Below are 13,798 nucleotides of genomic sequence, written 5' to 3' on the forward strand. Positions count from 1 at the left end.
GTATGTGTCTTGTTCATCCGTCGCCAGCGCACCAAAGCGCAGCGGCCCGGCCCCCGGGCATCACCTGGATAATGCGGGCCTCCCGTTTCGAACGGATCGAGTGTGCGGTCATGGAAGCCTTGGCTCTTTCTTATTCAGACGCTGTCAGGACAGCCATGGGAAAACCAGAGAGAAACCATGAGAAAACATATCGCAATAACCGCACTGTGCAGTCTTTTTTCCGTATCGGCCTTTGCGGCCAAACCGCAGGCCTGCAGTCCGGTGGAAACTTCAGGAATTGAAAGTCTGTTCGACGATTGGAACAATGCGTTACAGACGGGCGATGCCCGGAAAGTTGCCGACAGGTATCTGCCGGACGCGGTGCTGTTGCCCACGGTCTCGAACAAGGTCCGCTTGACCGACGCCGAGCGGATCGACTACTTCGAGCATTTCCTGGCCAACAAGCCGGTGGGCAAGATCGACAGCCGGACCATCCGCATCGGCTGCAACGAGGCCATCGACACCGGCACCTATACCTTCGCCTTCAAGGACCAGTCGACCGTGTCCGCCCGCTACACCTTCACCTACGCCTGGAATGGCCAGGACTGGAAAATCTCCACCCACCACTCCTCGGCCATGCCGGAGAAATAACCGGCTCCTCTGCGCCCATGCCATGCGGTGAATCTGCCGACCGGCACTAAACTTGCTCGATTCCCACACCTCCCAAGGCCGGAATCGAGCATGCTCCACTCCCACCTCACCACCCTCAACGCCGTGTCCCTGGTGCTCAATGCCTTTCGTGACGAAGGCCTGTCCAGCGATGTGCTCCTGGCCGGCAGCGGCATCAGCGCCGCCGACCTGAGCCGCGCCGATACCCGCATCACCACCAACCAGGAGATGCAGGTATGCGCCAATGCCGTGGCCCTGCGCCGGGAAATCGGCCTGGAACTGGGCCGGCGGATGCACGTTTCATCCTACGGCATGCTCGGCTACGCCCTGCTCACCAGTGCCACCTTCGGTGACGCTTTGCGCCTGGCCCTGCGCTATCCGGCGCTATTGGGAACACTCTTCGAACTGAGCCTGGACGAAGACGGCGAGCGGATCTGGTTCACCGCCAGCGATTACCGGGAGAATCCGGTGCTGGCCGTCTTCAATGTCGAGTTCTGCCTGGTGTCGCTGAAAGTCATCTGCGACGACCTGCTCGGACGCCCGCTGCCGCTGCTGGCCGCGCGCTTCGAACATGAGGCGCCGGACTACCGCGCCAACTACGCCGACAGCTTCGACTGCCCACTGCAGTTCTCGGCCACCCGCAACGCCTTCGCCTTCGACAGGCGCTGGCTCGACCAGCCGCTGCCCCTGGCCGATGCCATCACCCACCAGGCCATGGCCGAACGCTGCCGCAAGCAGAACCTGGAGTTCACCGGCCGCCAGGCCTGGCTGGGACGTATCCGCCAGCTGCTCGCCGCCCAGTTGCACACCGCCCCGGGCCTGGAAGGCCTGGCCGAACAGATGAACTGTTCGGCACGGACCCTGCGCCGTCACCTGCATGACCTGGGCTGCAGCTACCAGGAACTGCTCGACGAGCTACGCTTCGAGCGGGCCAAGCAACTGCTGGCGGACGACCAGCTACCGATCCATCGGATCGCCGACGAGCTGGGCTTCAGCGAAACCGCCAGCTTCCGTCACGCCTTCGTCCGCTGGAGCGGCGTCAGCCCCAGCCAGTTCCGCCCCTGATCGGCACCGCCCCGCAAAGGAGCGGCGCTGCCTCATTGAGGGGCGAAATTCGGACACACCTTTTGGCCATATCGATCCCCTTTTGGCCGCTCCTGCCGTTCTCCGAACCGCGTCGGGCATCAAGAATGAGCCCACGTCCACGCTATCGGAGAACAATAAATGCTGACGGTCTACTCAGACGATCACCACCTGCACCATGGCCGCTGCGAGCTGATCGACGGGCAACTGATGCCCTGCTTCGAGATGCCTTCGCGCGCCGACCACGTGCTGGCCCGCGTGCGGCACCAGGCCCTGGGCCCGGTCCGTGAGCCCGAGGATTTCGGCCTGGAACCGATCCGCCGCGTCCACGACGACGCCTACCTGACGTTCTTCAAGAGCGCCTGGGAGCGCTGGGCCGAACTCGGTCATGACGGCGACCTGCTGCCCTTCACCTGGCCGGCACGGACCCTGCGCAAGGTGATCCCGAGAAACCTGCACGGCGAACTCGGCTACTACAGCTTCGACGGTGGCGCCCCGATCACCGCCGGCACCTGGCAGGCGGCCTACAGCGCGGCCCAGGTGGCCCTGACCGCCCAGGCGGAAATCCAGCGCGGTGCCCGCAGTGCCTTCGCCCTCTGCCGTCCACCCGGACACCATGCCGCCAGCGACCTGATGGGCGGCTACTGCTACCTGAACAACGCGGCCATCGCCGCCCAGGCCTTTCTCGACCAGGGCCACGGGAAAGTCGCGATTCTCGATGTCGACTACCACCACGGCAACGGCACCCAATCGATTTTCTACGAGCGCAGCGACGTGCTCTTCACTTCGATCCACGGCCACCCGGAAGCGGAGTTCCCGTTCTTCCTCGGCTATGCCGACGAGCTGGGCGAAGGCGCCGGCGAAGGCTTCAACTTCAACTACCCGCTGGCCGCCGGCAGCGGCTGGGAGCGCTGGAGCGCGGCCCTGGAACAGGCCTGTGGGGAAATCGAGCGCTACGCCGCCGATGTCCTGGTGGTCTCCCTCGGCGTGGACACCTTCAAGGACGATCCGATTTCGCAGTTCAAGCTCGACAGCCCCGACTACCTGCGCATGGGCGAACGCATCGCCCGCCTGGGCAAGCCGACGCTGTTCGTGATGGAAGGCGGCTATGCGGTGGAAGAAATCGGCATCAATGCCGTGAACGTACTCGAAGGTTTCCAGAACGCCCAATGAGGAACTAGAAGAATGAACAGACTCAAGCGTTTTATCGCCCCGGCCCTGTGCGCCGCCGTGCTCAGCGGCGCAGTCCAGGCCGAGGACCGCACCCTGCGGGTCTACAACTGGTTTGACTACATCACGCCCAAGGCCCTGGAAGACTTCAAGGCCCAGAACAGCCAGGTCAAGCTGGTCTACGACATCTTCGACACCAACGAGGCGCTGGAGGCCAAGCTGCTCACCGGCAACTCCGGCTATGACGTGGTGGTGCCGTCCAACGTGTTTCTCGCCAAGCAGATCGAAGCCGGGGTGTTCCAGCCGCTGGATCGCAGCAAGTTGCCGAACTGGAACCACCTCGATCCCAAGCTGATGAAGCTGATCGAAGCCAACGACCCGGGCAACAAGTTCGCCGTGCCCTACATGTACGGCACCATCCTGATCGGCTTCAACCCGGCCAAGGTCAAGGCGGCGCTGGGCGATAACGCGCCGGTGGACAGCTGGGACCTGATCTTCAAGGAAGAGAACATCAGCAAGCTCAAGCAGTGTGGCGTCGCCCTGCTCGACTCGCCTTCGGAAATCCTGCCGCTGGCCTTGCAGCACCTGGGCCTGAACCCCAACAGCAACAATCCCAAGGATTATGAAAAAGCCGAGGCGCTGCTGCTGAAGATCCGTCCGTACATCACCTATTTCCACTCGTCCAAATACATGGCGGATATCGCCAACGGCGACATCTGCGTGGCCGTCGGCTACTCCGGCAGCTTCTCCCAGGCCGCCAACCGGGCCAAGGAAGCCAAGAACGGCGTAGTGGTGGACATGCGCCTGCCCAAGGAAGGCGCGCCGATCTGGTTCGACATGCTGGCGATCCCCAAGGGTGCGAAGGACCCGGAAGATGCCTACACCTTTATCAACTACCTGCTGCAACCCCAGGTGATCGCACCGATCAGCGACTTTGTCGGTTATCCCAACCCGAACAAGGACGCCACCGAAATGGTCGACCCGGCGATCCGTACCAATGCCAACCTGTACCCGACCGAAGCGGCGATGAAGACGCTCTACACCCTGCAGCCGCTGGACCAGAAGGCCGAACGGGCACGGACGCGGGCCTGGACCAAGATCAAGTCGGGGACCTGAGTATCGAGCTGCGCTCTACCGGCGTTTCGCGCTGAAACACCACTGCGTGGGAGCCGGCTTGCTGGCGATGGCGTCCGGACAGTCAATGCGAGACTCACCGGCCTCATCGCTGGCAAGCCAGCTCCCACAGGTTTTTTGGCAGGGCGATATTTTGCCGGCAGACACCTGATTCTAGGAGCCGGCTTGCTGGCGATGGCGTCCGGACAGTCGATGCGAGACTCACCGGCCTCATCGCTGGCAAGCCAGCTCCCACAGTTTTTTTGGCAGGGCGATATTTTGCCGGCAGACACCTGATTGTAGGAGCCGGCTTGCTGGCGATGGCGGCCGGACAGTCGATGCGAGACTCACTGGCCTCATCGCTGGCAAGCCAGCTCCTACAAGGGCAGCGTGGGCAATCTTCAGCCACTCAGCGACAGGAACAGCGTGGCGGCGGTCTCGGCGTCGATCGGTCCACGCCAGATGGGCGTGACGTTCACACCCGCGGCCTCCTGGGCACTCTGAAAACTGATGCCCAGATGGCGTTGCTGGAGGGTCTTGAGGTGCGCCTTGCCGTACTCGGCCAGCGGTTTGCTCGCGGTGTCGTAATGGAAGTGCGCGTACCACAACGGCCGGCCCTGCCGGTCGCGGATCTCGTACTCCTCGAGAAAGTCGGGTTTCTTGCCGCCGGGGATAGCCCGGCGCCCCCCCAGCTTGCGGATCGTGATCTGTTCCTGCTCCCGCAGAAACCTGATCGCGGTGACGGTCGGCAAGGCTTTGCGGGTCAAGCTGATCCGCAGGTTCAGCCCCTCGTTGGCCAGGATACTGGCCGCCTCCTCCAGCTCGGCAATCAGCGCGCGGGGCGACTGCGTCAGTCCGCGGGTCAATCCTCGCAGCTCCTGGATGACCTCCTCGAAAGGCTGCGCCTTGGTCTCGAGGATGTGCTGGATATCGAGAGGCGAATGCACGACTTTCGCGGTGCGCTCGGCGCCCGCCAGCAGCGCCGGCAAGGTCGCCAACAGATCACGGCCCCTCTTCTCCAGGGACTTGAGCTTCTTCGCCGCACGCACGCTCAACTCTCCCACGCCGCCCAGCAGGCGCAGGCCACGATCCAACCGCCAGAGCCCCGAGCTGTCGCGACGCAACCAGGGGCCCTGGCGCGCCGGATGCCGGTCATTGATGATCACCACCCCATCGAGCCTGCGCGACACCCGAAACCACGCCCCCTCGACACGGGCATAGAAAAGTTTGTCATGCTGATACAGGCCCTTCCATTCGCCCGACTCCAGCAAGGTACCGGGAGAATCGTCCAGCGACAGCTTGAAGGACTCCAGCCTGACCAGTTCGGAGGCCGTGAAAGGTCGATCCGGGCGGGTCCAGGCAAACACCAGCTGGCTGGAAACCTTGATGACGGGGTCCTTGACCACCGCGTTACCGAGGGGGACGGCGACCGGCACAGGGGACCGCGCCTGCGCAACGAACGACCGGCGGTGATAGACCAGCACCACAGCCAGGCTCAGCAAGACATCGGCGAACGCCGACCAGGGTTCGGAAGCGTTCGGATCGACGAAGGTCTTGAGATCGGACATCAGTTGCACGAGCAACCCGACCTCTGCCAGGGGCGCGGGCGCAAAAGGCACCAGCAGGTTGAACAGCGTCCATCCCAGGTCCGCGAAACGGTTCCAGCGGTCTTCGGCGTCGGAGACGGAAATCGCCTCGGCATGGGCGATCAGTGCCTCGACGGTGGCGGCGAACAGCGCCGCGCCGAACGCCCCGGGCAACTCGCTGGTATCGAGCGAAGCCGGCTTGGGAACGGCCGGCAAGTCCTCATCCAGGCGCGTGACCCGGACCACGTGCGGCTCCTTGAATCCGCCCTGGTCATAGATTGCGCGCCTGTTGCTGTCGAGGCCGCCGAGGACCGACTGCTGCAACACCCCTGGCGCCTGAACGGCCGCCAACAGTTCGTCAAGGGAGGCAAACTCAAGCATGAGCCTGGCGCTGCCCGGACGAAACAGCACCTGCGGCCCCTGGTCCGTGGGCTGCGGGCCGATCACGAACATGTTGCGCACCCGGTCCGGGGTGGCCTGCGGTTGTGCGACGAAAGCCAGGGGCCTGACCACGATGGGCTGGCCCCGGACCTCCTGCACGCCGTTATCGTGGGTCACCACCGCCTCGACATACAGGCGAGCGGTCTCCGTCAGTTGCCGTTCGAACCGCAACTCCAGTGCCAGCATCGGCAGCAGGACACGCAGGTAGTCGCTGAAAAGCCCCTCTTGCCGCACTCGCTCGCCCTGGTCGCGCTGCAATCTCTGCGCAAGCAGCTCAGGGTAGGTCCGACCGACATCGGCATCGCTCACCGCCATGCGCAGCGCGTCATAGGTCATCCAGGGAGGCGCCGCCTGGCCCTGGTAAAGAACCAGTGCCGCTGCCCCCAGAGGAAATGCCTCGAGGTTCTCCAGCGCCATGGCGACATAATCCCGGGTCTGTGACTCGTAGCGGACGTCGGAAGCGCTCTCGACCATTTCGAGCGGGCGGTTGGCGATACGCGTCAAGGTCACGCTGATGTCGCTGACCGACACGGTCGCGGCCTGCGGATATTTCGCCAGCAAACTCGCCTGCAACGACTCGCCAGCGAAGGTCGCGATATCGGGAATGCCATCGAGAAACGTCTTGCCGGCATGACGCCGATAAACCGCCGCGAGCGCCACCACATAATGACCATAGAGGGTGCGATCCGACGCCGAAGCATTGCGCAAACCCTCCGGGAGCAAGTCACGCAGGCGCCCCAGTTTCGCCTCGTGACCGGAACGGAAGGCCCCGAACAATGCCTGCAGGCCGGTCAGCTCCCGCAGATGCTGCTCAAGGGCTTGCGGGTCGCGATAGTCAGCCGGCCTGATGGCGTCGATAGCCTCCAGCTGTCGTGCCAGCAGGGTCACGGTCAGGGCATCGAAGACGTGATGATCGGGCGAATAATTTCTGAATTCCGAATCCTGCCCGTTCAGGGTCACCTCCAGGGAGCTCTCGAGCGCTTGCGTGGAATCGAACACTTCGATCCCGCCGAACAGCGTGTAAAGCAAGACGATCTGGCGCTTGCCGACCCAACGGCTCATGGCGAGCGCCTGCACCGGCAAGGGATCGGCGTCCTGCGCGCGGCTATCGATGATGGGGATATAGGCCTGCGCGCAATCGGCTCCGAACCTGGCCTGGCGCTCCTTCAGGTCGGGGTAGTCGAGCACCGCCTGCACGGTACTCTGTTCGTCGCCCGACAGCGCCGTGCTCGCCTGGCGCAATTGCTCCGCGAAGAACTCGGAGAGCCGCTGCCAGGGTGCGACATCCTCCGTCGACGGCGAACTCCAGAAGTCGACCAGGTCCTGTTTGTAAGCCTCCAGCAGCAACGGCGCCCACTCCTTCAGGAGCACGTCGACCGCCGCGACACTCAGGGACAGTTGCTCCGGATGCTCCGCGCCGGGATAGAGCGTCAGGTAGCTGCCGTCCGGATGAGCCAGTTGCTCTTCGCCGAGGAAGCGTTCGATCAGCAGGTGCGCCAGGGTCAGGACCCGGTATTCCACCTCGTCCCCGCAAGGCTGCGGCTCGATAAGCGCGGCATGGGCAAGCCGTTCGCCGAGCAACGGGTACTCGGCCTCCAGCATGTCGCGGACAAGGCCGGGGGTCGCGCTTTCCAGGGTCGGTCGGCGGGCGAAACAGTCACTGAGGGTGTAGACCAGCGCAGCCTGTTCGCTGTCGCTCAAGGTCGTGCCGGGAAGTGGGGACGTCATGTTCATTTATCCTGGTTTCGGGTTCCCGGACCAGATAAACATCGACTGCCCACTTGTCTGCGATAGCCGGTTAATACCCGACGCGGCTAGCGCTTCCAGACCTTGCCCAGGCGTGCCAGCGCCGACTCGATATCGGCCTCGGGCACCGCGGCAAACCCCAGCACCAGGCCGGCACGCCGGTCTTCGGGCGGCAGCGGCTGGGTCATCCAGTAGCTGCTCAGGGGGCTGATTTCCACCCCAACGCTCTCCGCCAGCGCGATCAGTTCCTGTTCCCGCTCCAGGCTCTCCACCGGGACCGTCACGTGCAGGCCCGCCGCGACCTCCGCCAATGGACCGCACCCCGCGATAGCCTTCGGCCAATGAGCCAGCAGGGTGTTGCGCCGGCTCAGGGCGGCCCTGCGCATGCGGCGGATATGCCGCTGGAAGTGCCCGGCGGCCATGAACTCGGCCATCACCGCCTGGGTACTGACCTCCGAGTGCCGCATATCCAGTGCCCGCCGCTGGGAAAAGGCCTCGACCAGCGTCGGCGGCAGCACCAGGTAGCCGAGGCGCAACGCCGGAAAGGCAATCTTGCCGAAGGTGCCGACATACAACACCCGCCCCTGTCGATCGAGTGCGGCCAGGGGGGCCAGGGGCGCGCCGCTGTAGCGGTACTCACCGTCGTAGTCGTCCTCGACGATCCAGCCGCCGCTGCGCTCGGCCCAGGCCAGCAGTTCCAGGCGCCGGGCCAGACTCATGATCACCCCGGTGGGGTATTGATGGGACGGCGTCACATAGGCCAGCCGACAGTCCGGCAATTGCGCGAGTGCGGCGCAGTCCAGGCCCTCGTGGTCCACCGCCACGCCATGCAGTGTGGCCCCCGCCACCGCGAAGGCCAGCCGCGCCGCGCGGTAGCCGGGATTTTCCACAGCGACGCCATCGCCGGGGTCCACCAGCAACTGTGCACAAAGGCTGATGCCCTGTTGTGCGCCGCTGGTGATCACAATTTGTTCAGGCGTGCAGGACAAGCCTCGGGAACCGCGCAGATAAGCTGCGATCAGGCCGCGCAGGCGCTCCTCCCCCGCCGACTGGCCGTAGCACAGCAGCTGCAAGTCCGGTTTGCGCCAGAAAGCCGCCTGCAGCTTGGCCCAGACGCCAAAAGGGAACAGATCGAACGCCGGTACGCCGACCCGGAAAGCCCGCGGCGGACCCGATGGCGGTGCGTGCAAAGGGTTGTTCTCGATCCGCTGCAAGGCACGATTGTGGATAACTTTACTGGATGTAATCCCAGCGGTTTCAGTCGTTTTTGTGGATAACCCTGTGGGTAAGCCTGTTGAAAACCCTGTGGATACTTTTGTGGACAACTTTTTGATCGGCAGAGACTTTTCCGGCAACTGGGCAACGTAGGTGCCGTCGCCGATGCGGCCCTCGATAAAGCCTTCGGCGTACAGCTGGTCATAGGCGCGCACGACACTATTGCGGGAAATCGCCAGGGCTGCCGCCAGGTCGCGACTGGCCGGCAAGCGGCTGCCGCTGGCCAGGCGTCCGTCCAGCACCCGCAGGCGCAGGGCCTGGTAGAGCTGGTGACTCAGTCCCTTGGCCGGGTCCAGGTAAATCCCGGCGGGATCGAACGGCAGCGGCAATGAAGGACTGGGCATAGCGTTGCACCTGTGAAATGGATCGATGAAATGGACCTACGAAAATCATCACTAATGGCTCTTACAAGCAACCAATAGCCTGCCTAGGATGCAGGCATTCGCCAAGGAAAATCTCCATGTACACACCGAGCGCTTTTTCCGAGCAGGATCTGCTCACCTTGCAACGGCATATTCAGGACACCCGCCTGGCGACGCTGGTCACCCACGGCAAGCTTGGCCTGCAAGCCAGCCACGTGCCGCTGCTGCTGGACCCCGGGCAAGGTCCCAACGGCACGCTCTACGGCCATCTGGCCCGGGCCAATCCGCAGTGGCGGGAACTGGCCGAGGGCGGCGAAATCCTGGTGATCTTCGCGGGAGCCGACGCCTATGTCAGCCCGTCCTTCTATCCTGCCAAGGCCGAGCACGGCAAAGTCGTGCCGACCTGGAACTACGTGGCCGTGCATGCCTACGGCGAGGCCGAGGTGTTCGACGATGCCGAGCGCCTGCGCAACCTGGTCAGTGCCCTGACCGACCGGCATGAAGCGGGTCGGGACCAGCCCTGGAAAGTCGACGACGCCCCCGCGCCGTACATCGACAGCATGCTCAGGGCCATCGTCGGCTTTGCCCTGCCGATCCAGCGCCTGGAAGGCAAGCGCAAGCTCAGCCAGAACCGCAGCGCCGCCGACATCGCCGGTGTACAACAAGGGCTGGCGGCCAGCGCCGACAGCCAGGACCAAGCCCTCGCCCATTTGATGCGTTAAGGAGTCTGCATGAGCACCCTCGAAATCCGTCCGGTCAGCGCCGCCGACCAGGCCGCCTGGCGTCCCTTGTGGCAGGCCTACCTGAAGTTCTACGAAACCGAGCTGCCGGACGCGGTCTACCAGTCGACCTGGCAGCGTTTTCTCGACCCGGCCGAAACCACCCATGCCGCCCTCGCCTGGCAGGACGGCAAGGCGGTGGGCCTGGTGCATTTCATCTACCACCGCTCGAACTGGAGCGTGCAGAATTCCTGCTATCTTCAGGATCTGTTCGTCGCGCCCGGCCAACGCGGGACGGGCCTTGGCCGATTGCTCATCGAGCACGTCTATGCCACGGCGGCCCGGGCCGATTGCAGTAAAGTGCACTGGCTGACCCACGAAACCAATGCCACGGCCATCCAGTTGTACGAGCGGATTGCCGAGCGCCCCGGTTTCATTCAATTTCGCCACGCGTTGTAAGCCCCCGAGGAAAGCGTCATGTCCACACCCGTAGCCAACTGGCAAGGCGCGCCGACGCCATCCACCCGCCACCTCGAGGGGCGCTTCATCACCCTGGAAAAGCTCGACCCCGCGCGCCATGGCGATGACCTGTTTCGCGCCCTGGAAGGCCCCGGCGCCGACCCGAAGCTGTGGAACTACCTGCCCTACGGGCCGTTCCCGCAACGCAGCGCGTTCAATGACTGGCTCGACGGCCATGCGGCGAGCGCCGACCCGTATTTCTTCGCCGTCATCGACAAGGCCAATGGCGAGGTCCAGGGCCTCCTCAGCCTGATGTCGATCGTCCCGGCCCAGGGCCGTATCGAGATCGGCCACGTCACCTTCGGCGCACCGATGCAGCGCTCGCCCAAAAGTACCGAGGCGGTCTACCTGCTGGCCCGAGAAGCCTTCGCCCTGGGTTACCGGCGCCTGGAGTGGAAGTGCAACAACGACAACGCCCGCTCCCGGGCGGCGGCCGAGCGGCTGGGCTTCCAGTTCGAAGGCGTGTTCCGCCAGCACATGGTGGTCAAGGGCAAGAACCGCGACACGGCCTGGTACAGCATCATCGATTCGGAATGGCCGGCGGTGAATGCCGGATTCGAGCGCTGGTTGTCGGAAGAGAACCTCGGCGCGGTCGGCCAGATCAAGACCCTGGCCGAGTGCCGCGGTTAACCCGCACAGCCCCCAAGCACAGCGCCCGCCACCCCGAAAACGCGGTGACTGACACCTCGGCCACCGCTGGCCCACACGCCTCCGCAGACGCCACCAAATCGCCGCGCAAGCGGCGACATCTCGCGCAAAAGACGGGTAAAAAGCCCGACATTTATCGATTACATGGATAGATACATTTCCGCCTCGATTTATTCCGAGGATGAAATGGAATGTCCCCCAAGAAGACCCACCTTGCTGCTGCACTGACATTGGCGCTGAACGGACTAACGGCTCAACACGTGCTGGCTCAGGACTTACGACACCGACAAATTCTAGAACCAGGCGCCTACACGAAAGTCAGCACAGCGCCCACCTCTGCCGGCGTTTTTCTGGTCAAGCCTCACGCGGGCCCAGGGGGAGCCTATGAGGCATACATCCAGCCCGACGGTTCTGCTGTTCCGGTATACACACCTGCGCTCCCGCCACCCTGCCTGTCATGCATGCCTCCAAATGTCGCCGTCCCTCCATTACAAGTCAGCCAGCCAACGCCAATATTCAGCCGGCCTGTCAACCCGAATGCCAGGTACCTCGGAACGACCGCAGAGGGCGGTACGTGGTGGGAAGCTCCGATTGCCCCCACTTCGCAGCCACCGCTCTCTCAAGGGACGCCGGCGCCCCAGCCTATCGCCACGAACATCGGTATTGTCGAAACCAATCTGAGCAATATCGCGGCCAATACGGCTGCTATCCAAGCCAGCGCCCACAGCATCGCAGGCCATGACAAAAGGATCACTGACAACACCACCGCCCATCAAACCAACGCCAGCAACATCGCGGACCATGACAAAAGGATCACCGACAACACCACCGCCCATCAAACCAACGCCAGCAACATCGCAGGCCATGACAACAGGATCACCGACAACACCACCGCCCATCAAACCAACGCCAGCAACATCGCGGACCATGACAAAAGGATCACCGATAACACCAGCGCCCATCAAACCAACACCAGCAATATCGCGGGCCATGACAACAGGATCACCGACAACACCACAGCCCATCAAACCAACGCCAGTAGCATCGTGAGCCATGACAAAAGGATCACCGATAACACAAACACTATCGAAAGAATGGATGCCGAGGATAAAGCCTTCCGCGAAGAAATCAGGAAGAGTAATGCCCAACTGGAAAAACGGCTCACTGCCGCCGAAACCATAAACAAGCCTCAGCAGGATGATCCAAAAAAAGGAGGACAAGGCGGCAATGTCGGCAAGCCCATCCCCAAACCGATCGAATCCCCCCTGCAAGATTCCCTGGCCGGCCTGAACGCCACGGCCAAAAGAGATGCCTGGGCACAGCTGTCCGGCGCGGCCAACGCCAACCTTGGCCGGGCGACCCTCAAGGGCGCCAGCCAAGTGGGCAACAGTGCCCTCTCGGCCATGCGCCAGCTCGGCAACGCCCCCTCGGAGCGCCTGCTCGCTGGAGCAAACGGCGCGCCCGGCCAGGTCTCGCTGTCGGGTCATTCGCAGATCAAGCCCAATGACACCCGCCTGTGGGTACAGGCCCTGAACAACGCCAGCACCTTCGACCAGCCCACGGAAACAAAGGCTTTCGAACAGAACACCAAGGGCCTGGTGATGGGCGTCGACTGGGCCCTGGACAGTGAATGGCGGGTGGGCCTGCTGGGTGGCAAGTCGCAATCGGAGCATAAAGCCAACCGCTTCGAAGGCGATCTCGACAGCTGGCATGTCGGCACCTACGCCCTGCACCAGAGCGGGCCGGTGGCCTTGCGCCTCGGCGCGATCCATAGCGACCACTCCGGCAAGACCAAGCGCAACGTGGAGTTCGGCAGCTACAAGGACCGTCTCGCCGGCGACTACGACGCCACCAGCCAGCAGGCCTTCGCCGAACTCGGCTACAACCTGGGCAGCGGCAGCCTGATCGCCGAACCTTTCGCCAACCTCGGCTACGAGCGTTACTCGCGCAAGGGCTATACGGAAAAAGGCGGCGAAGCCGCACTGAAGGCCAGTACCCAGACCCTGGACAACTTCAGCACCACCTTCGGCCTGCGCACCGCCAGCATCAGGAACATGGACAGCGGCATGAGCCTGGCCCCACGCCTGAGCGCGGGCTGGAAACATCTGTACGGGGCGCTCGACGACACCAGTACCCAGGTCAACCAGGTGACCGGCAGAACCTTCAACACCAAGGCCATCGGCCAGGACCGCGACAGCCTGGTGGTCGAAGCCGGCCTGGACCTCAACCTGTCGGCCAGGCATTCCATCGGCGTGGCCTACAACGGCGAAATGGGCAGCAGCAGCCGCAGCAACGGGGTCATGGGCCAGTGGAAGATGGCTTTTTAAGCAGAACCCACCGCCCGCTCGGTTGAAAAAACGGGCGATTGAAAACACCCCATGACCCGTAGGAGCCGGCTTGCTGGCGATGGCGCCCGCCAGAACGCAGCAAGGCGCGCGGGCCTCATCGCCGGCGATCCGGCTCCTGCACGGCCCCTGTACGACCTCGA

General features: G+C 63.6%; 11 protein-coding genes. 8 read left to right on the plus strand and 3 right to left on the minus strand.

The window, feature by feature from the left end:
- Window positions 1-177: 177 nt before the first annotated feature.
- The 4 genes from HX881_RS25880 (at window position 178) to HX881_RS25895 (ending at window position 4,017) form a co-directional block, all read left to right on the plus strand.
- Complete coding sequence (locus HX881_RS25880; protein ID WP_017124166.1) at window positions 178-630, plus strand: SgcJ/EcaC family oxidoreductase; 453 nt, start codon at window positions 178-180, stop codon at window positions 628-630.
- Window positions 631-720: 90 nt separating this feature from the next.
- Entirely contained in the window at window positions 721-1,713 is a 993-nt protein-coding gene (locus HX881_RS25885) for an AraC family transcriptional regulator (protein ID WP_177087278.1), read from the plus strand.
- Window positions 1,714-1,872: 159 nt separating this feature from the next.
- Entirely contained in the window at window positions 1,873-2,904 is a 1,032-nt protein-coding gene (locus HX881_RS25890) for a histone deacetylase family protein (protein WP_177087280.1), read from the plus strand.
- A gap of 12 nt (window positions 2,905-2,916) precedes the next feature.
- Window positions 2,917-4,017: a polyamine ABC transporter substrate-binding protein gene (locus HX881_RS25895; RefSeq protein WP_017124163.1), complete on the plus strand. Its 1,101-nt coding sequence runs from the start codon at window positions 2,917-2,919 to the stop codon at window positions 4,015-4,017.
- A 398-nt stretch (window positions 4,018-4,415) separates the two neighbouring features.
- On the opposite strand, the gene HX881_RS25900 is transcribed toward HX881_RS25895, so the two are convergent.
- On the minus strand, window positions 4,416-7,769 hold the full coding sequence (locus HX881_RS25900; protein ID WP_177087282.1) for a dermonecrotic toxin domain-containing protein: 3,354 nt from the start codon (window positions 7,767-7,769) through the stop codon (window positions 4,416-4,418).
- A gap of 86 nt (window positions 7,770-7,855) precedes the next feature.
- Window positions 7,856-9,406, minus strand: coding sequence for a MocR-like pyridoxine biosynthesis transcription factor PdxR (gene pdxR / locus HX881_RS25905; RefSeq protein ID WP_177087284.1), 1,551 nt, complete (start codon window positions 9,404-9,406; stop codon window positions 7,856-7,858).
- A gap of 116 nt (window positions 9,407-9,522) precedes the next feature.
- Here pdxR and HX881_RS25910 point away from each other — a divergent pair, with 116 nt between their 5' ends.
- From HX881_RS25910 to HX881_RS25920, 3 genes are read left to right on the plus strand one after another with little or no spacing between them, the layout of a single operon-like run.
- On the plus strand, window positions 9,523-10,146 hold the full coding sequence (locus tag HX881_RS25910; protein WP_177087286.1) for an FMN-binding negative transcriptional regulator: 624 nt from the start codon (window positions 9,523-9,525) through the stop codon (window positions 10,144-10,146).
- Window positions 10,147-10,155: 9 nt separating this feature from the next.
- Window positions 10,156-10,602: a GNAT family N-acetyltransferase gene (locus HX881_RS25915; protein ID WP_177087288.1), complete on the plus strand. Its 447-nt coding sequence runs from the start codon at window positions 10,156-10,158 to the stop codon at window positions 10,600-10,602.
- Window positions 10,603-10,620: 18 nt separating this feature from the next.
- Window positions 10,621-11,292: a GNAT family N-acetyltransferase gene (locus HX881_RS25920; RefSeq protein ID WP_177087290.1), complete on the plus strand. Its 672-nt coding sequence runs from the start codon at window positions 10,621-10,623 to the stop codon at window positions 11,290-11,292.
- A gap of 506 nt (window positions 11,293-11,798) precedes the next feature.
- Here the strand turns inward: HX881_RS25920 and HX881_RS25925 are convergent.
- A complete protein-coding gene (locus tag HX881_RS25925) occupies window positions 11,799-12,689 on the minus strand; it encodes a hypothetical protein (RefSeq protein ID WP_246356593.1) in 891 nt (296 codons plus the stop codon).
- Here HX881_RS25925 and HX881_RS25930 point away from each other — a divergent pair.
- Complete coding sequence (locus HX881_RS25930; protein WP_246356590.1) at window positions 12,597-13,637, plus strand: autotransporter outer membrane beta-barrel domain-containing protein; 1,041 nt, start codon at window positions 12,597-12,599, stop codon at window positions 13,635-13,637. The genes HX881_RS25925 and HX881_RS25930 overlap by 93 nt on opposite strands.
- Window positions 13,638-13,798 lie beyond the last annotated feature (161 nt).

The sequence above is a fragment of the Pseudomonas gingeri genome (assembly GCF_013386115.1).
Lineage (GTDB): Bacteria > Pseudomonadota > Gammaproteobacteria > Pseudomonadales > Pseudomonadaceae > Aquipseudomonas > Aquipseudomonas gingeri.

Excerpts from the sequence above, each read along its gene's own strand:
- HX881_RS25880 (WP_017124166.1), top strand. The coding sequence starts at position 178 with ATGAGAAAACATATCGCAATAACCGCACTGTGCAGTCTTTTTTCCGTA.
- HX881_RS25885 (WP_177087278.1), top strand. The coding sequence starts at position 721 with ATGCTCCACTCCCACCTCACCACCCTCAACGCCGTGTCCCTGGTGCTC.
- HX881_RS25890 (WP_177087280.1), top strand. The coding sequence starts at position 1,873 with ATGCTGACGGTCTACTCAGACGATCACCACCTGCACCATGGCCGCTGC.
- HX881_RS25895 (WP_017124163.1), top strand. The coding sequence starts at position 2,917 with ATGAACAGACTCAAGCGTTTTATCGCCCCGGCCCTGTGCGCCGCCGTG.
- HX881_RS25900 (WP_177087282.1), bottom strand. The coding sequence starts at position 7,769 with ATGACGTCCCCACTTCCCGGCACGACCTTGAGCGACAGCGAACAGGCT.
- pdxR (WP_177087284.1), bottom strand. The coding sequence starts at position 9,406 with ATGCCCAGTCCTTCATTGCCGCTGCCGTTCGATCCCGCCGGGATTTAC.
- HX881_RS25910 (WP_177087286.1), top strand. The coding sequence starts at position 9,523 with ATGTACACACCGAGCGCTTTTTCCGAGCAGGATCTGCTCACCTTGCAA.
- HX881_RS25915 (WP_177087288.1), top strand. The coding sequence starts at position 10,156 with ATGAGCACCCTCGAAATCCGTCCGGTCAGCGCCGCCGACCAGGCCGCC.
- HX881_RS25920 (WP_177087290.1), top strand. The coding sequence starts at position 10,621 with ATGTCCACACCCGTAGCCAACTGGCAAGGCGCGCCGACGCCATCCACC.